The organism is Microbulbifer pacificus, assembly GCF_033723955.1.
Classification (GTDB): Bacteria; Pseudomonadota; Gammaproteobacteria; order Pseudomonadales; family Cellvibrionaceae; genus Microbulbifer; species Microbulbifer pacificus.
In genome coordinates this window covers 1,666,939-1,684,323 of sequence record NZ_CP137555.1, presented here as the reverse complement: position 1 = coordinate 1,684,323, position 17,385 = coordinate 1,666,939, and the positions used below count along the sequence as shown (strand labels likewise).

The window sequence follows — 17,385 nt, the reverse complement described above, 5'->3', positions numbered from 1 at the left end:
TGAAGTGAGAAAAGTATGAAATACAAAATAGCGAGGGGGGATGGGTTTGACCCATCCCCCCTCGTCGAATTTTTACCGCCCGGGCGTCACTGTCCGCGGCGGCGGGTCGCCTTACAGCAGACCGTAGCGCTTGAGCTTCTTGCGCAGGGTTCCCCGATTGAGGCCCAGCAGCTGTGCGGCACGGGTCTGGTTGTGGCGGGTGTGTTTCATCACCACTTCCAGCATCGGCGCCTCGATCTCGGACAGCACCATATCGTAGACTTCGGTCACCATTTGACCGTCCAGGTGACGGAAGTAATTTTCCATCGCCTGTTCAACCGCGTCGCGTAACGCTTGCGGTTGTTGCAATTGAACCTGGCCCCCGGCGGATACCACATCGCTGGTATCCGGAATCAGTGCTTCGTTATTCATGCCGCTTTTGCCCCTCTAGTTATTCGGCGTTCAAACCACTCACGAACGCTGGCATGTTGTGCTTCTGCGCATTCCAGTTGGTTAAAGGTCTGGCGAAAGTCCTCGCTGTCGGCGAGTGTTTTCACGTACCAACCCACATGCTTGCGGGCGATACGTACCCCCATAACCGCACCGTAGAAACGGTGTAGCTCACTCAGGTGAGTGATTAATATGTCCCTGACTTCATCCAGTGAGGGTTCCGGCAGCTGCTCCCCCGTTGCGAGGTAATGAGCGATCTCCCGAAATATCCATGGACGTCCCTGAGCCGCCCGGCCAATCATGACCGCCGCAGCGCCGGTGTAGTCCAACACCTTGCGGGCCTTCTCCGCACCGGTAATGTCGCCGTTGGCAAAGACGGGAATCTTCACCGCTGACACAATCTCGGCAATGGTATCGAATTCGGCCTGACCATGGTAGCCACAGGCGCGGGTGCGGCCGTGGACTGCCAGGGCGGAGATACCGAGATCCTCGGCCATTTTGGCAACCGTCACTCCGTTGCGGGAATCCGGGCACCAGCCAGTGCGAATTTTCAGCGTCACTGGTACTGAGACGGATTGAACCACCGTTTCCAGAATGTCGGCGACCAGTTTTTCGTCGCGCAGTAGGGCGGAGCCCGCCGCTTTTTTGCACACCTTCTTTGCCGGGCAGCCCATATTGATGTCGATGATCTGCGCGCCGCGTTTGACGTTCTCACGCGCGGCCTCTGCCATCATCTCCGGGTCGCCACCGGCGATTTGTACCGAAATAGGGCCGGACTCACCGGCGTGATCCAGGCGCATTCTCGATTTGCGACTGTCCCACAAGCTGGTGTCGGAGGTGACCATTTCGGATACCACCAGACCGGCGCCGAGTTCGCGGCACAGTTTGCGGAAGGGGCGATCGGTAACGCCGGCCATGGGCGCCAGAATGACTGGCGCACCGATGTTATAGGGGCCTATGGCGAAGCTGCTTGGCAATTCCGTGGGCAACTCGCCCTCCCGCGGGTCTGGTGTCATCGGGTGTCAAAGAGCGGCCTATGATAGCGGCTGGCAGGCCACTGGAAAAGCGAAAAAGCGCTCAAATTGTTCGATGGCTGGCCGTTTAGGGCGAACTTTGTGCAACAGTTTGTAGCAATGGGCGCCAGCCGCGAATTGCGGCTGGCTTATTGCGGAGCGATACGCAGTTCGTAGTTCACCGCTTCGGTGCCCGGGTCGACGATCTCCAGCGCGATATGTACCGGGTTGCCGGCGGGCATCAGCTTGCGCCCGGACAATTCTCCCTTGAGGTAGTCCGAGGGCCCGAAACGGCGGCTGGCGACCGGCGCATTCTTGAGGTCGGTAAAACGCAGTTGCAGGGTCGGGAAGGGTTGGTCGAAGGGCGCGCGATTCAATAGCACCGCTTCCACTGCCAGCGCATTGGCGATCTGCGGGTGGCTGCGCACCACAAGATTTGAAGTGTGGATGGCGGTGATGTCCACCTGTGCCGGCAGCGTGCAGCCCAGCGCGGGGCAAGCCGCCGCATATAGCTGGCGCCACGGGTCGCGTTTGCTGAGGGTGTCGAAGCGGAAGTAGGCGGTCTGGGCTGCGAGTCCGAGTGCCATAAACAGTACGCCCAGCACCCACAACCAGTTCGGCACGCGCCGGTGGCGCTTCGGCTGCCAGCTGACTTCGATGGGGGCGGGGCCGATAGCGGAAATCAGTTGGTCCCGCGGCAGCAGAGGGGCCTGATCCAGCTGGTGCGGGTCGAGTGCGCTGGTCGCGGCCGGCTGCGGGCGCTTGGCGCCGCTGCCGGCTATGCGCTGCATGTCCTCCGCGGTGAAGTCGTCTGAGGGAAATTCTTCTTCCGCCAGCGGATCATCGGGCTCGCCCAGTTGTTCCCGCAGCAGGTCGTCGGCGAACAGGTCTTCCTCACGCTGTTCCGGCAGCTCCCGATCGCGGTGCCCGTCGCTTTTGCGCCGGCCGACACCGCTGGATTCCTCGCGGGCGATTTCCGCGGCCCAGGGATCGTCGTCGACCCCGCTCAATTCGTCCAGTTCGGATTCCAGTTCGCGGTGCAGGTCCAGTTCCTGTTGCGCGTCGTCGCGGTCGAGTTCCTGCCACTGCTGCTCGCCAAAGGCGTCACCGATCAGGGGACTCTGGTCGGTGACGCTTTCGTGAGCCTGCTGGCCGGGCTGGCGATCTTTGTTCGCGCGGGATCTGGGGAGCTCGTCGTCACTATGGTCCTCGCCCTCCAGCTCGATGTCGTCGTGAATCAGGAAGTCGTCGTCATCCAGCAGCTCCTCAATGGCTTTGCGGCTGGCGGGCTGCGGATCACCTTCATTGAAAACGATGTTTTCGTCGGCGCGAAATACCTGCAGGCAGGAACCACAGCGCACGGCGCCGCGCGCGGCACGCAATTGCTGCTCGGTGACGTGGAACGAGGTGCTGCAATGAGGGCAGCGGGTGACCAGTTGCGACATGGAATTCGACGATTATTGCTTTGGCGGAGAAGTTTATCAGCCCTGCGCCCTCGGGCGTAGTGCGCTCATCGGGCCCGCGTTCCGCTCAGGCGTACCCATTCTTCCTTTTGCGCATCCGCATCAAAGTCGATCCACTGGCTATACGCCGCCTTCACCCGCTCCGCCTGGCTGGCAAGGATGCCCGAGAGGCAGATTCGTCCCCCCAGTTTTGTGCGCTCAATCAGCTGCGGGGCCAGTTCCACCAGCGGGCCGGCGAGGATGTTGGCGAGCATGATGTCCGCGCTGGCCACGGAGGCGGGTGGCGTTTTCTCGGGCAGGTACACCGGGAAGCGTTCGGGATCGATACCGTTGCGCACCGCATTGTCGCGGCTGGCGATCAGGGCCTGGGGGTCGATGTCGGTGCCGAGTGCGCGGTCGGCGCCAAGCAGCAGCGCGGCAATGCCGAGGATGCCGGAACCACAGCCATAGTCGATGGCGGTCTTCCCCTGTACCGGTTCACTGGCGAGCCACTGCAGGCACAGGAAGGTGGTGGGGTGGGTGCCGGTGCCGAAGGCGAGGCCCGGGTCGAGCATGATGTTGACGGCCTCTGGCGCGGGCGATTCGCACCAGCTGGGGCAGATCCACAGGTTGTCGCCGCACTGGATGGGTTTGTAGTGGCTCATCCACTCCCGCTCCCAGTCCTTGTCTTCGAGCTGTTCCCAGCGGGCGCCGGTGAACAGTTCACACAGGTAGGAAGAGACCTTGGCTTCGGTAACGCCGGTGTCGACTTCGGCGTCGAACAGGCCGGTCACCAGGGTCTGATCCCACAGCGGAGTTTCACCGAGGCCCGGCTCGAGGATGGGCTGGTCGGCGTTGTCTTCAAGGGTTACCGAGACCGCGCCGGCGAACAGCAGGGCATTTTCGATTTTTTCCGCCTGATCGCGGGTGGTGTTTACACGTAATTGGAGCCAGGGCATTTCTTCGGTTCCGGCATTTGGGGTATTTGGGTGGTGGCCTGATGGTCCGTGGCGGCTCCGCTGCCGGTAAGGCTCTGCGAGACACGCCGTAAACCCATCCATGGGGGCTCTTCCGCGAGGTGGCCCGGCCGCTCCATGTATTCACGGCGCCTTCGGCCCCTCTCGCGGAAGGTCTCACAGAGCCTTACCGGCATCGAAGCCTTCGAGTCAACGTTCAGTGCCTTCTGGGAGTGAAAATCAGCTAACAGGGTAGGGGAGGTGGGGCGGAAGGAAAAGTGCCGGGGATCCGTTTTTGAAAGCGTCGCAAACAGGGATGTTTGCGACGCAGCGTACAGGGACGTATTCACAGCGGTTTCAAAAACGGATCCCCGGTGCTTTGCCGCCACCGGGCCCGCTTCAATCGGAATGCCTAGGGGCAGCAAAGCGAAGTGCAGGATTTATTCCATCCCGAGCTTTTTCTCGAGGTAGTGGATGTTTACTCCACCGCGGGCAAACGCCTCATCCCGCACCAACTCTTCCTGCAGCGGAATGTTGGTCTTGATCCCGGTGATGATCGTCTCGCTCAGCGCCACACGCATGCGGGCCAACGCAGTCTCGCGGTCCTCTGCGTAGGTGATGATCTTGGCGATCATGGAGTCGTAGTTCGGTGGCACCGTGTAACCGGCGTAGAGGTGGGAGTCCACTCGCACACCCAGGCCGCCGGGCGCGTGGAAGGATTCCACCTTGCCGGGGCTCGGGAAGAAGGTCTTCGGGTCCTCGGCATTGATTCGGCACTCGAAAGAGTGGCCGCGGATTACGATGTCTTCTTGCTTGAACGACAGCTTCTCGCCGGCGCAGACGCGAATCTGCTCCTTGATCAGGTCGACACCGGTGACCATCTCGGAAACCGGGTGCTCCACCTGGATACGGGTGTTCATCTCGATGAAGTAGAAGCGCTCGTCTTCGTACAGGAATTCAAAAGTGCCCGCGCCGCGGTAACCGATATCGATACACGCCTGCACACAGGCGTCCTGAACATCTTTGCGCACCTTGTCCGGAATGCCGGGGGCCGGAGCCTCTTCCAGAACCTTCTGGTGGCGGCGCTGCAGGGAGCAGTCGCGGTCGCCGAAGTGCACCGCATTGCCCTGGCCGTCGGACATCACCTGGATTTCCACGTGACGCGGGTTCTGCAGGAATTTCTCCATATATACGGTGCTGTCACCAAAGGCCGCACCGGCCTCGGCTTTGGTCACCGAAATGGAATTCAGCAGCGCGCCTTCGCTGTGCACCACGCGCATACCGCGACCACCGCCGCCGGCAGCGGCCTTGATGATCACCGGGAAGCCGATCTTGCGCGCGATCTCCATACACTTCTCGCCATCAGCGGGCAGTGGGCCGTCGGAACCGGGTACGGTGGGTACACCGGCCTTCTTCATTGCCGCAATCGCAGACACCTTGTCGCCCATCAGGCGAATGGTATCGGCATCGGGGCCGATAAAGGTGAAGCCGCTCTTCTGTACCTGCTCGGCGAAGTCAGCGTTTTCCGCCAGGAAACCGTAGCCCGGGTGAACCGCCACCGCATCGGTGATTTCCATCGCCGCGATAATGGCGGGGATGTTCAGGTAGCTCTTGGGTGACGGGTTGGGGCCGATACACACGGCTTCGTCCGCCAGGCGTACGTGCTTGAGGTCGCGGTCAATCTGGGAGTGCACCGCCACGGTGGCGATGCCCATCTCTTTACACGCGCGCAACACGCGCAGCGCAATTTCGCCGCGGTTGGCAATCAGGATTTTTTCAAACATGCGCACTCACCCCGCTCAGGAAATGATGACGAGCGGCTGGTCGTACTCTACCGGTTGGCCGTCGTCCACCAGGATGGCTTCGATGGTGCCGGCTTTGTCGGCCTCGATCTGGTTCATCATTTTCATCGCCTCGACGATGCAGATCACGTCTCCAGCTTTTACTTTCTGGCCGACTTTCACGAAAGGATCGGCACCGGGGCTGGCGGCGGCGTAGAAGGTGCCTACCATCGGGGATTTCACCGGGTGGCCGGTCAGTGCAGGTACGGATTCCGCCTTGGCTTCGGCAGGTGCAGCAACCGGTGCTGGTGCTGCGGCGGGGGCGGCAGGTGCCATCGGCATCTGCATCATTTGCGGCATCTGGAAGGAGGCGCCGCTCACGCCGCGGCTGATGCGCACGGATTCTTCACCTTCTTTAATCTCCAGCTCGCCGATATCGGACTCTTCGAGCAGTTCGATCAGTTTCTTGATTTTGCGGATATCCATAGCAGTTTCACTCTCGATCTTGTGTATACATGCTCGCGGGCGCGCAGCCCGCGAATGAAAAATTCAGTTAAAGCCGTTTCAGCGCCGCTTCTAGAGCCAAAGTGTAGCTATCTGCACCGAACCCGCAGATAACGCCTTGCGCCAGATCCGACAGATAGGAGTGGTGGCGGAAGGGCTCGCGGGCGTGTGGGTTGGACAGGTGGACCTCGATAAACGGAATGGCAACGCCCGCCATCGCATCGCGCAGGGCGACGCTCGTGTGGGTAAACGCCGCGGGGTTGATGACGATGAAGTCCACTTTGTCGACAAAGGCGCGGTGAATTCGCTCTACCAGCTCCGCTTCGCTGTTGCTCTGCAGGCAATCGAACTCGCAACCTGCGGCGTCGCACTGGGCGCGCGCGGCCTGGTTGATTTCCTCGAGGGTAGTGGAGCCGTAAATCTGAGGCTCGCGAACACCCAGCAGGTTCAGATTGGGGCCGTGTAACAACAGCAGTTTAGCCATTCTGTGCCTCCCTCTTTGTCTCGGGTAATGCGCGCGATTTTGTGACTAAAATCCGGAAAAAGTCAGATAACGTGCCGGTAAACGGCACCAATCAGCGGATTTGTTGAAATTGCGCGCGAGTTTGCCGCAAAAGTGACCCTCTGTCCATGCCCCAATTTCGGAAATAGAGACGTTGCGCGCAGTTCGCCGAAATTCACGTCCAATTTACGGCAAAGTTTTATGAGGGATGGCTTATTCGCCTGTGCGAATGGCCACATAGGCGAATTGCCGAAGGAGTTGGTGTGGCGGCGATGATGATCGGCGGCGCACCACAGTGAGGTACGCCATCATCGCCGTTACAGAAACACCATTTACTCAGCGGAAGAGTCCACCACCGCCTCGCGGCTGGCGGCGCCGCGCATGGCGGTGAGCAGGCCGTCGCGGGAGAGGATCTGCGGCAGGATCTGCGGTTCGCCACCACCGGCGGGAAACAGCAGGTACAGTGGCACACTGGAGCGGCCGTAGCGGGTCAGCAGCTCGGTGATCTGCGGGTCCTGGTTGGTCCAGTCGCCCTTGAGAGCGACGATGCCGAAATCGCCGACTGCGGCGCGCACGGCGTCGCTGGATAGCACAACTTTCTCGTTGGCGAGACAGGTGATGCACCAGGCAGCAGTCATGTTGATGAGTACCGGCTGTCCCTGGTTGCGGGCAGCTTCCAGTGCCTGCGGGGTGTAGGGTTGCCAGTAGTCGCTTGCTCGGGGAGTAGCCAGCTGCTGGGTGCCGCTCTCTAGTTGCGGCAATACCCACGTGGCTCCCGTCAGGGCGCCAATCGCGACAGCAACCCGCAGCCATCGGGCCTTGCCCGCGCTATCTGCCGGGCGCGGCCACAGCCACAGTGCAAAGGCGATCGCCACGGCTCCCGCCAGCACCAGTGCGAGGCCGTCGCTACCGGTCTGGCGGCCGAGTACCCACAGCAGCCACACCGCGGTGAGGTACATGGGGAAGGCGAGGAGCTGCTTGAGGGTTTCCATCCAGGGGCCGGGGCGCGGCAGTTTCTCCGCCAGTGCGGGAATATAGGTGAGCATCAGGAAGGGTGCGGCCATCCCGGCGCCGAGGGCGGCGAATACCGATAGCGCCACCAGGGCCGGTTGGGTTACCGCAAAGCCCAGTGCCGACCCCATCATCGGTGCGGTGCAGGGGCTCGCCACTACCGTGGCCAGAGCGCCGGTACTGAAAGAACCGCCGAGACCACTGTTGCCAGTGTTGCTGGCGCCGAGCCCCATCAGGCGGCCGCCAAATTCGGTAACCCCGGAAAGGCTGAGGCCCATGGCAAAAAACAGGTAAGCCAGCGCCGCTACCACCACTGGCGACTGCAGCTGGAAGCCCCAGCCCACCGCCTCGCCGGCACCGCGCAGTCCCAGCATGATGGCGGCAATCAGCACGAAAGTGGCGATCACGCCAGCCGTATAAGCCCAGCCGTGCAGCCGCTGGCGATCGCCGGCGTGAGTGATCGCCAGCGCCTTGATGGACAGTACCGGGAACACGCAGGGCATCAGGTTCAACAGCAGGCCGCCGCCGAAAGCCAGTGCCAGCGCCAGCAGCAGGCTGCTGGAGGTTGCGGCTGAACCGGCAGCAGCCAGCGGTCCGCTGGCGATTGCGTTGCCGCGAGCGCTGGGTCCGCTACCGGCACTGTCCTCCGGTGTGGCGGTCTGGCTGGTAAAGTCCAGGGAAAATTTGCGCACCTGCGGCGGATAGCAGAGGCCGGCATCGGCGCAGCCCTGGTAGTGCACCTGGATCTGCGAGGTTTGGTCAGCGTTGGCCCCCAGGGGCATTGCCAGCGGGATCTCCAGTTGCCAGCGGTAAACCTCAGTTTCCTTTTCGAAATAGTCGTCCCAGATCACCTCGCCCTGTTCCAGGTTGAGCGGCAGGGCCGATTGCTCGCCATCCTTTATTACCAGCACCTTCAATTTGTCGCGGTACAGGTAGTATTCAGGTGCAATCTGGAACAATGCGCTGGCGCCATCCTCGCTGAACAGGAAATCCAGCTGGTAGGCCTGGTCTACCGGCAGGAAGTCATTCTGGCCGGAACTCACGGTGCCGAACGGCGCCGAAGATGGTGCCGTAGAAGCTGTGGGGAGCCCGCCGCTGGCGCTGGCGGACAAGGAGGGCAGCCAGGCGCCCACAAGCAGCAGCGCACAAAATAGGGCCAGAGTGATATTTGCTGGGCGCACGGTAAGAAATATTTTTCGCAAGCCGGAAGTCTTCGCAGTCATTGGCAACAAAATTCTTTATAGTCAGGCAAGTTTGGACTGGTTTTGCGGGCCGCCGTTCCCTGGTGCCTCCAGCGTAGGCGCAGTATAGCGGTGCCGTCGGTACAAAAAAACAACAGCTGGCAGCGAGCGGGCCCCAGCGTGAAGGTAGACATCAGAAAAGTGAATCCGATCGCAAATATCGTGAAAGGCAAAATTCCTGTTAAGGGTGCCGGCGGCTTCTCCGGTGGCGCAGCTCTCCCGCGGCGGGCACTCGCGGTGTCCGGCGCCCTGTTGCTGACACTGGTTACGGGCTGCGCCACGCCGCCGCCAGCACCTGCGCCGGCACCAGTGCCCCCGGAACCGGTGCGCCCCACGGGGCCCAGCCCGGAAGAAATCCGCCAGCGCGCCGTGCAACATTTTCTGCAGCGCGCGGAAGACGCTCAGCGCGAGGGCTTTATCACCATGCCCGCCGGTGCCAGCGCCTATGACTTCTACCTGCAGGTGCAGCAGCTGGATCCGGGCAATGCCCAGGCCGCGGCGGGGATCCAGACCCTGGTGATGCAGCTGGTGGAACAGGCGCGAGATCTGCTGCGCCAGCGTGCGTTCGGGCATGCCAACAGCCTGCTGAACACCGCGGACCAGATTGCACCGGGCAACCCACTATCGAAAGAAGTGCGCAGCCAGTCGCAGCGGGAGCAGCGTCGCGCGGAACAGGATATTGCCATGGAAGGGCCGGGCGCACAGACCCTGGAGTTGCCGGCGGGGCCGCTGACGGCGCGCTCCGATACCATGGTGCAAATGCTGAAAAGTGTCGCGGAGCGCATTCGCGCGCACGAGCTGCGGGTCATCATTGTCGCCCGCAATGATGCCGAAGGGCGCTGGGTGTACAGCCAGCTGCGCGAAGCGGTACCCGGTTACCGTGTGCGAGGTGACATAAAACTCGGCAATCCGCCGCGATTACTGTTACAAAAGACCCAGTAATCTCACGCGTCAGGCGAGCTGAAACGGAGGGGATGTTGTTGGACAGAAAAACCGTAAAGCAGAAATCCGCAAACACTTGGACGTTCCGCGCACTGTTGCTGTGGTGCCTGTGTACCGGGGCAAGCGCGGTCGCTGCAGAGACAGATTCGGCCGCAGATATCGAAATCACGGGTTATGCCCGCGAAATGCCACCCGGCACACCCATGGGCGCGGCTTACCTGACCCTGCGCGAGCTTGCCGGCCATGCGCGGATACTCGAACGGATTGAGCTGCCCGCGTATCCGCAGGGTTCGGTCGAGCTACACACGACCGAAGCGGTGGCTGGCGTGAGTCGAATGCGCGCGCTCTCGGAAATTACGTTGCCCGGTGGCGGTGCCATTGAAATGCGCCCGGGCGCGGTCCATTTGATGGTCCGCGGTGTAACGCTGAAAGCGGGGCAGTCGCTGTCCCTGCGGCTGGTATTCGCCGATGGTTCCGCACACGAAGTGACACTGCCAGTACGGGGGCTCGGGGAGCAGGCGCCGGAAGCGGGGCAGGAAGAAGCTATCCATCACGGACACCATCACGGCTAGCCGTGATCCGGGTTGCGGGGGCGATATCAGCGGGAATACCCCGGGAAATTGCATCGAAATGGCGTGCAGGCAGGATTCCAATTGGAAAAGTCCCGGCTGAATGCCGAAAACATTGAACCATTTATGGAGTATTGGAGAGATTTTATGAAGAAACTGGCCGCAGTACTGGTTACGGGTTTTGCTGTGATGCTCGGTGCCTGTGCCCACAGCCCGGTGCAGGTGGTGGTGAAGCCGCAAGTGCAGGTCGCCCCGGATAATATCGGCTCCGGCTACACCGTGTACGCCCGCGGCGTGAATCAGCTGCCCGGTGGCGGTCTCGGTTCTTTGGGTGGCATCTACGCTGATTCCTCCAATGTGTCCCTGGGGAACGATATCGAACAGGCGATGGCTGCCGCCCTTTATCAGGGGCTGGAGGCCTGGTCTTTCCAAAGCGTTCAGACCGGCGGCGATGTACAGGTGGTAGCAAACCTCACCAACCTCAGTTACGACAGCCCCAACAAGCTCTACACCACCAAGGTGGATTCCGGCGCGTCCATCCAGCTGCAGGTGTCGGTGAGGGGTGCAACCTTTTACGGTAACTACAGCACCAGCGGCAAGGACCGCAACCTGATCAAGCCCAGTCGCGAAGAGGTGGAAGCCAACCTCAACCAGTTGCTGAGTGCCACCCTGCAGCGCGCGTTCGAGGACGAAAAACTGAAGTCTTTCCTGCGCCAGAACCTCTAAGCCGGTGTTATTTTTTGCCGTTGAGAGATATCTTCGATTATGAGAGTTGCGCCAGTGGCGCGATGTTTTTTCGCGGTCCCCTCGGGCGACCGCCTTGGCAAAGACCGGGCGCCGCTGCCGGTTGAATTGGGATTCCATTGACTGAGTTCACACCGAAAAATGCCGCCTTCCACGGCCTGCTGTCGGAGGCGGATGCGGAGGCATTGTCCGGCAGCTCCCTGGGCCCGGCGGCCGCGGAGCTGGCGCTGGGCGAGGTGGCCGACGGCGTGGTGGTCACTGACCGCCACGGCCGTATCCGCTACAGCAACCCGCTGGCCAGCGAGCTGTGCGGCAATCTTGTCGGACTGCTTCCGGGACAGCCACTCGCCGGCAGCTTGCCGCTCTACGACGACGGCGGTGAGGCGATTGATCTGAACTTTGGCAGTGCGGAAGCCGCTGGCAATATTCCCAGCCGTCGCGAACTGCGCGGCAATATTCGCCGGGAAGACGGCGAGCTGCTGGAGGTCAGCGTGGTGATCCACAGCCTGCGGGAGGGCGTGAACCTCGAGGGCTATGTGCTGGTGTTGCGCCATACCTCGGAGGTGCGGCGCATCTCTTCCCGCCTCAGCTGGCAGAGCAGCCACGATGCCCTTACCCATCTTCCCAATCGCCAGACCTTCGAACACGCCCTGCAGCAACTGCTGGGCTCCGACACCGGCCCGCGCCACCACCACATCCTCCTGTATCTCGATGTCTATCAGTTCAAAGTGGTCAACGACACCCTCGGCTACAGTGCCGGCGATGCGCTGTTGATCGCGCTGGCGAAAATCCTGACCCGCTGCCTGGGCGAGGGCGACCTGCTGGGGCGCGTGGGCAGTGATGAATTTGCGCTGCTGCTGAAAGACTGCACCCTGGAGGAGGCCAAACGCATCGTGACCCGTCTGCGCGAGGCGGTGAACGGTTTTGTGTTCCAGTGGGAAGACAGCGAGACACGCCCGGCGTTGTCGATCGGCGCGGTTAGTGTCGACAGCCATGCGCCCCCCGCCAGCCAGTTACTGGCTTCGGCCAACGATGCCTGCAGTGCAGCAAGGGACCAGGGGCGCAACCGGGTGAAGTTTTTCGGGGATTCGCGCAAGGCACTGGAGAAGCGCCGCGAGAGTACCTGGCTTGCGGAGATTCACGCGGCGATCCGCGAGGACCGCCTGCTACTGTATCGCCAGCCGGTGGTGGCGCTGCAGGACAAGAATCGAATACACCACTACGAGGTACTGGTGCGCATGCAGGGCCGCGATGGCGATGTAATTTCGCCGGGGCTGTTCCTGCCGGCGGCAGAGCGCTATGGGATCATCGATGAGGTGGACCGCTGGGTGATCCGCAATATTTTCCGCTATATGGCGCTGGAGCAGAGCAGTGGCGCGGCGGGCTTCCACTATGCCATCAATATTTCCGGGATCAGTCTCGGCGATGAGTACTTTGCCGATTTCGTGCTGGGAGAGTTGACGGAGGCCGGGGTGGCGCCGTCGCGGGTGCAGTTTGAGATCACCGAGACGAGTGCGATCAACAATCTGGATCGGGCGCTGGTGTTTATCCACAAGTTGCGCGCGGCGGGGTGCAGTTTTGCGCTGGATGATTTTGGCCGGGGGGCGTCGTCGCTGGCGTATCTGCGGCAGTTGCCGGTGGACTACCTGAAGATCGACGGTTCCTTTGTGCGCAATATGCTGGAGGATGAGATCGACAGTGCGATGGTGAGCACGGTGGACCACCTGGCGAAGCGCATGGGGATCAGCACCATTGCGGAGTTTGCGGAGACGCCGGAACTGCTGGAAAAACTGCGCTTGATGGGAGTGGATTATGCGCAGGGGTTTGGTATTGCCGCTGCGGCCTGTTTACCCGAGATCAGTGGACCTCGGCCTTCTTCCGTGAGCTGATTTCGGTGGTAATCCCTCGGAGGTTTGAAGCGGGATCTGTAGCGGCCATGCACTCGGTCTGGGTTTTCAGGACCGCTGTGAATACATCCCTGTACACTTCGTCGGCAACGTCCCTGTTGCCGACGATCCTGAAAACCCAGACCCAGCACTTGGCCTTCACTTCTGGGTTTTCAGCTTCGTAAGCCTTCAGACCTGTTTCCTGTATACCGATTCTTTACGCGTTCGCCGTCTGCGCCAGCAGTTCTTTATGCTGCTCCGGACGCAATCTCGGCCCATACTGACTCACCACCTGTGCCGCAGCGCGGCAGGCCAGTTCGCCGGCTTCGATGAAGCCCATTTCCCGATTGATGCCGTACAGGAAAGCGCCCGCGAACATGTCGCCGGCGCCGTTGGTGTCGATGGCTTTGACCTTGGGTGCGGCGACCCGGTATTCCTGTTCGCCGTCCCACAGCAGCGCGCCGTCGGCACCGAGGGTGATGGCGAAGGAACGGCAGTGGTTGCGCAGGGCCTTGGCGGCCTGGTCGATGGAGTCGGTATCGCAGAATTTGAGGGCTTCGTCGCGATTGCAGAACAGCAGGTCTACGCTGTCGCCGATCATTTCTTTCAGACCGTCATGGAACAGTTGCACCATCATGGGGTCGGATAGGCTCAGGGCAGTTTTTACACCGCTTGCTTCGGCCTGCTTGCGCAGGGCGATGGCGGCGGCGCGGCCGGTGGGGGAGGAGACCAGATAGCCTTCGAGGTAGATCCAGCGCGACTGGCTCAGGGCTTCGCTGTCGAGTTCCGCCATCGAGAGCTCGGCACTGATGCCGAGATAGGTGTTCATGCTGCGCTCGGCGTCCGGGGTAATGAGCACCAGGCATTTGCCGGTGGTGCCGGCGTCGGCGTTGTGCAGTGCCTTGGGGTAGTCGACCCCGGCGGCGGCGAGGTTGTCGCGGTAGAAATCGCCGTTGTCGTCGTCCGCCACCTTGCACGAGTAGAAGGTGCCGAGGCCGAAGTAACTGGCGGCGATGACGGTGTTGGCTCCGGAGCCACCGCAGGCGTGGCTGGCGGTGACCATGTGGTTTCTTAGATCGTCCACCAGCTGTTGTTGGCGCACGTCGTCCACCAGTGTCATGACTCCCTTGTCGACCCCCAGGGACGCGAGGTCGCTGTCGGTGACTTCAATTTCCGTATCGAGTAGGGCGGCGCCGATGCCGTAAAGGTCGTACTGGTGCATAGGGATTCCGTTGCTTCTGGTCTGTTGCTGTAGTCTGGCCCGCGCTGCGGGAGCTCGCCGCATTATGGCGCGGGATGGGTCCAGTGCAAGTGCATGCGACGTGGCGGTCTGTGACCGGCTGGATTTGACTTGTGTACTGGTGACCTTATAAATGCCGGCTATAAAAGCCTCCAAAGCGGCCGCGATTTGCGGCCGACACCGATTTTGAATCCTTTGTTAAGAGTTTATCTGTAGCGATATGGCATCAAACAAGCGCCGTTCTAACGGGAAAAGCCAAAAACACACTTCTGGCCGGCTGCGCCGCTGGATCGGCCGCCTGGCATTGCTGGCCCTGCTGGGGGTGCTGGCGCTGGCTGCGTACATGGTGTGGCTGGATGTGCAGCTGCGCGAGCGTCTGGACAGTCGCCAGTACCAGCTGCCGGCACGGGTGTTCGCGCGCCCGCTGATCCTGCAGGAAGGTATGGTGATGCGCCCGGACGAACTGGAATCCGAGTTCGCCGCGCTCAATTACAACAAGGTTGCGAATGTCGAGGAGCCGGGACAGTGGCAGCGCGAGGGCATGGAGTACCTGGTGTGGCGGCGCGACTTTATCCACGCGGACAAGCGCGAGCCTGCCGCCAAGGTGCAGTTCCGCCTGCGCAATGACGAACTCACCCATCTGCGCGACGAAGGTGGCGGCAGCCTGAAGGAGTTCCGCCTCGACGCCGCGCCCATCGGCACCCTGCTGGGAGGCGGCGACGACCGCAACCCGGTGCGGATCAATGAGATTCCGCCGCTGCTCGGTGCCACCCTGATCGCAGTGGAGGACCAGGATTTCGTGCACCACTTCGGGGTTTCTCCCCGCGGTATCGCGCGGGCCATGGTGGCCAACTTCAAGGCCGGCGGTGTGGTGCAGGGTGGATCCACCATCACCCAGCAGCTGGTGAAGAACATCTTCTTCGACCACAAGCCCAGCCTGCGACGCAAGTTTAACGAAGCGCTGATGGCGATCCTGATGGAGGTCCACTACGACAAGGCCTATATCCTGCAGGAGTACATCAACGAGGTGTGGTTGGGGCAGCAGGGCAGCCGTGCGATCTACGGCTTTGGCCTTGCCTCCGAGTTCTATTTCCAGAAGCCGCTGAGCCAGCTGGAACCGCACCAGATCGCACTGCTGGTAGGGCTGGTGAAAGGCGCCTCCTATTACAACCCGTGGCGCAACCCCAAGCGCGCGCTGGAGCGTCGCAACATCGTGCTGGATGTGATGCAGGAACAGGGGCTGATTACCGGGGAGCAGCACGATCGCCTGATCAAGAAGCCACTGGAGGTCGTGTCCGCCGGTGACACCGCACAAAATCCCTATCCGGCGTTTACCGAACGACTGCTGGAAGAACTGCGCCCCTACTATTCCGTGGAAGAGCTGCGCACCGCGGGCCTGCGGATCTATACCAGCCTCTCACCTTCGGTGCAGGATCTGGCGGAAAAGTCGGTGAGCCAGGGTGTGGCACAGCTGGAGAAAGACCGTGGTATCCAGAAGGACTCGCTGCAGGCCGCCACCGTCATTCTGGAAAACCACACCGGCAATGTGCTGGCGATGGTGGGTGACCGCCGTCCCCACTACCCCGGATTTAACCGCGCGCTGGAAGCGCGTCGCCAGATTGGCTCGCTGGTGAAGCCGGCAATCTACCTCGCTGCACTCGAGCGGCCGCACCAGTACAACCTCGGCACCCTGATCGATGACGCGCCGATTCGCGAGGTCACGGAAGATGGCCAGGTGTGGATGCCGTCCAACTACGGCAACCGCAGCCATGGGCTGGTGCCGCTGTATGTGGCGCTTTCCAATTCCTACAACCTGGCCACCGCGCGCCTGGGGCTGGACCTCGGGATCGAGAATGTGCGCCAGACCATGCGCAGGCTGGGAGTACAGGCCAACTTGCCGCGGGTGCCGTCGCTGTTCCTCGGCACCGCCGAGCTGACACCGTTTGAGGTGGCCGGCATGTACCAGACCCTGGCCAACGGCGGCGAGCACGTGGAGCCGCGCACGCTGTTGGCGGTGTCCGATGCAGATGGCAATCAGGTACAGCGATTCCGTCCCAAAACCAGTCGCGGCGTGGAAGAGGTGCCGGTGTACCTGCTGCGCTACGGCCTCGAGCAGGTCATGCGCGAGGGCACCGCCAAAAGCGCTTACCGCCGCCTGCCCAACAGTGTGCCGTTTGCCGGCAAGACCGGAACGACCAACGATTATCGCGACAGCTGGTTTGCCGGTTTCAGTCCCGGTGTGACAGCGGTGGTATGGCTCGGGCGCGATGACAACCAGCGCACCAGTCTCACCGGTGCCACCGGTGCCCTCAGCGTGTGGACCGACATCATGCGCAAACTGCCCCACCGCCACGGCCGTATCCAGGCGCCGCGCGGGGTCGAGTGGAAGCCGCTGAACGACAAGGGCGAATACATGGACCCGCGCCACTGTGAGGGCGGGCGCGAGCTGCCGATTTCCGACGAAAGCCGCCTGCAGACCGACCCCCGCTGCCAGAGCCGCGGCTGGTTCCGCAACTGGTTCGATCGCGACGACGACAAAAAAGTGGCGCCGCGTGAAGAAATGACCCCGGGCTGGGGCATAGACCCGGAACAGCAGCGCCGCGAGGAACAGCAGCGCCAGCGTGAGCGCCAGCTGCGCGAGCAGCTGGAGCAGGAGCAGTGGCAGGACGAACAGAGCGTGCCCCAGGAGCCGCCGGAATACCGCGATGAGCCCCAGTCGCTTCCGCAGAGCGAAGGGGAGCGACTGCGCCGGCTGGAGGAGTCCGGCCGTATCCAGGAAGATCGTTATCGCGAAGAGGAGCGTCGCGCCGAGGAAGAGCGACGCATCCTCGAAGAACGCATGCTGCGGGAGGAGGCGCTGCGGCGGGAAGAAGAGCAGCGGCGCGAGAACGAGGGCCGCCAGGGCGTGCCAGTGGAGGAAGCCCAGCCCTGGCCGCCGCAGGCAGACGATCAGTGGCCGTGATAAACGGCAGCGGGCCTTCTGAGGGCTTTCTGGTCGGTATCTGATTCAGGTTTTTTGAAAAACCACCTCACTGATTTCGTACGAAAATAGCGAGGTGGTTTAATTTTGCGCCTCTAATTGAGAATCTTTATCAATTTTATTTGTTTTTGGTTAGGCATCGCCT

Annotated in this window: 14 protein-coding genes; 5 read left to right on the top strand and 9 right to left on the bottom strand. The window is 61.8% G+C overall.

The annotated features are described in order from the left end of the window. Positions 1–111: 111 nt before the first annotated feature. From fis to R5R33_RS07380, 8 genes are all read right to left on the bottom strand, one after another. Positions 112–411, bottom strand: a complete 300-nt coding sequence (gene fis / locus R5R33_RS07415; RefSeq protein ID WP_105102945.1) for a DNA-binding transcriptional regulator Fis — start codon at positions 409–411, stop codon at positions 112–114. Next, entirely contained in the window at positions 408–1,445 is a 1,038-nt protein-coding gene (gene dusB / locus R5R33_RS07410) for a tRNA dihydrouridine synthase DusB (protein ID WP_318955385.1), read from the bottom strand. The genes fis and dusB overlap by 4 nt, the downstream gene beginning before the upstream one ends. Before the next feature lie 146 nt (positions 1,446–1,591). Beyond that, positions 1,592–2,887 (bottom strand): DUF3426 domain-containing protein, encoded by a 1,296-nt coding sequence (locus tag R5R33_RS07405; protein ID WP_318955384.1) that lies wholly within the window; start codon positions 2,885–2,887, stop codon positions 1,592–1,594. A 65-nt stretch (positions 2,888–2,952) separates the two neighbouring features. Beyond that, entirely contained in the window at positions 2,953–3,843 is an 891-nt protein-coding gene (gene prmA / locus R5R33_RS07400) for a 50S ribosomal protein L11 methyltransferase (RefSeq protein ID WP_318955383.1), read from the bottom strand. A gap of 437 nt (positions 3,844–4,280) precedes the next feature. Then, a complete protein-coding gene (gene accC / locus R5R33_RS07395) occupies positions 4,281–5,624 on the bottom strand; it encodes an acetyl-CoA carboxylase biotin carboxylase subunit (RefSeq protein WP_318955382.1) in 1,344 nt (447 codons plus the stop codon). Between the two features lie 15 nt (positions 5,625–5,639). After that, on the bottom strand, positions 5,640–6,107 hold the full coding sequence (gene accB / locus R5R33_RS07390) for an acetyl-CoA carboxylase biotin carboxyl carrier protein (RefSeq protein WP_318955381.1): 468 nt from the start codon (positions 6,105–6,107) through the stop codon (positions 5,640–5,642). A gap of 67 nt (positions 6,108–6,174) precedes the next feature. Continuing rightward, positions 6,175–6,609 (bottom strand): type II 3-dehydroquinate dehydratase, encoded by a 435-nt coding sequence (gene aroQ / locus R5R33_RS07385; protein ID WP_318955380.1) that lies wholly within the window; start codon positions 6,607–6,609, stop codon positions 6,175–6,177. Positions 6,610–6,959: 350 nt separating this feature from the next. Beyond that, positions 6,960–8,861, bottom strand: coding sequence for a protein-disulfide reductase DsbD family protein (locus tag R5R33_RS07380; RefSeq protein WP_318955379.1), 1,902 nt, complete (start codon positions 8,859–8,861; stop codon positions 6,960–6,962). A 159-nt stretch (positions 8,862–9,020) separates the two neighbouring features. Between R5R33_RS07380 and R5R33_RS07375 the strand changes: the two genes are divergently transcribed. The 4 genes from R5R33_RS07375 (at position 9,021) to R5R33_RS07360 (ending at position 13,023) form a co-directional block, all read left to right on the top strand. Further along, complete coding sequence (locus R5R33_RS07375; protein WP_318955378.1) at positions 9,021–9,821, top strand: N-acetylglucosaminyltransferase; 801 nt, start codon at positions 9,021–9,023, stop codon at positions 9,819–9,821. Positions 9,822–9,859: 38 nt separating this feature from the next. Next, complete coding sequence (locus R5R33_RS07370; RefSeq protein ID WP_318955377.1) at positions 9,860–10,393, top strand: copper chaperone PCu(A)C; 534 nt, start codon at positions 9,860–9,862, stop codon at positions 10,391–10,393. Positions 10,394–10,537: 144 nt separating this feature from the next. Then, a complete protein-coding gene (locus tag R5R33_RS07365) occupies positions 10,538–11,116 on the top strand; it encodes a YajG family lipoprotein (protein WP_318955376.1) in 579 nt (192 codons plus the stop codon). A 137-nt stretch (positions 11,117–11,253) separates the two neighbouring features. After that, positions 11,254–13,023 carry an EAL domain-containing protein gene (locus R5R33_RS07360; RefSeq protein WP_318955375.1) on the top strand — a complete coding sequence of 590 codons (1,770 nt, stop codon included), beginning with the start codon at positions 11,254–11,256 and terminating at the stop codon, positions 13,021–13,023. Between the two features lie 214 nt (positions 13,024–13,237). Here R5R33_RS07360 and R5R33_RS07355 read toward each other — a convergent pair whose 3' ends face one another. Beyond that, positions 13,238–14,242 carry an adenosine kinase gene (locus R5R33_RS07355; RefSeq protein ID WP_318955374.1) on the bottom strand — a complete coding sequence of 335 codons (1,005 nt, stop codon included), beginning with the start codon at positions 14,240–14,242 and terminating at the stop codon, positions 13,238–13,240. A 238-nt stretch (positions 14,243–14,480) separates the two neighbouring features. On the opposite strand from R5R33_RS07355, the gene mrcB reads away from it, so the two are divergent. Next, positions 14,481–17,222, top strand: coding sequence for a penicillin-binding protein 1B (gene mrcB / locus R5R33_RS07350; protein ID WP_318955373.1), 2,742 nt, complete (start codon positions 14,481–14,483; stop codon positions 17,220–17,222). Positions 17,223–17,385: the final 163 nt, after the last annotated feature.

Coding starts and splice junctions, on each gene's coding strand:
- dusB (WP_318955385.1), bottom strand. CDS start 1,445: ATGACACCAGACCCGCGGGAGGGCGAGTTGCCCACGGAATTGCCAAGC.
- accB (WP_318955381.1), bottom strand. CDS start 6,107: ATGGATATCCGCAAAATCAAGAAACTGATCGAACTGCTCGAAGAGTCC.
- mrcB (WP_318955373.1), top strand. CDS start 14,481: ATGGCATCAAACAAGCGCCGTTCTAACGGGAAAAGCCAAAAACACACT.
- R5R33_RS07380 (WP_318955379.1), bottom strand. CDS start 8,861: ATGACTGCGAAGACTTCCGGCTTGCGAAAAATATTTCTTACCGTGCGC.
- prmA (WP_318955383.1), bottom strand. CDS start 3,843: ATGCCCTGGCTCCAATTACGTGTAAACACCACCCGCGATCAGGCGGAA.
- R5R33_RS07355 (WP_318955374.1), bottom strand. CDS start 14,242: ATGCACCAGTACGACCTTTACGGCATCGGCGCCGCCCTACTCGATACG.
- R5R33_RS07405 (WP_318955384.1), bottom strand. CDS start 2,887: ATGTCGCAACTGGTCACCCGCTGCCCTCATTGCAGCACCTCGTTCCAC.
- R5R33_RS07365 (WP_318955376.1), top strand. CDS start 10,538: ATGAAGAAACTGGCCGCAGTACTGGTTACGGGTTTTGCTGTGATGCTC.
- aroQ (WP_318955380.1), bottom strand. CDS start 6,609: ATGGCTAAACTGCTGTTGTTACACGGCCCCAATCTGAACCTGCTGGGT.
- fis (WP_105102945.1), bottom strand. CDS start 411: ATGAATAACGAAGCACTGATTCCGGATACCAGCGATGTGGTATCCGCC.
- accC (WP_318955382.1), bottom strand. CDS start 5,624: ATGTTTGAAAAAATCCTGATTGCCAACCGCGGCGAAATTGCGCTGCGC.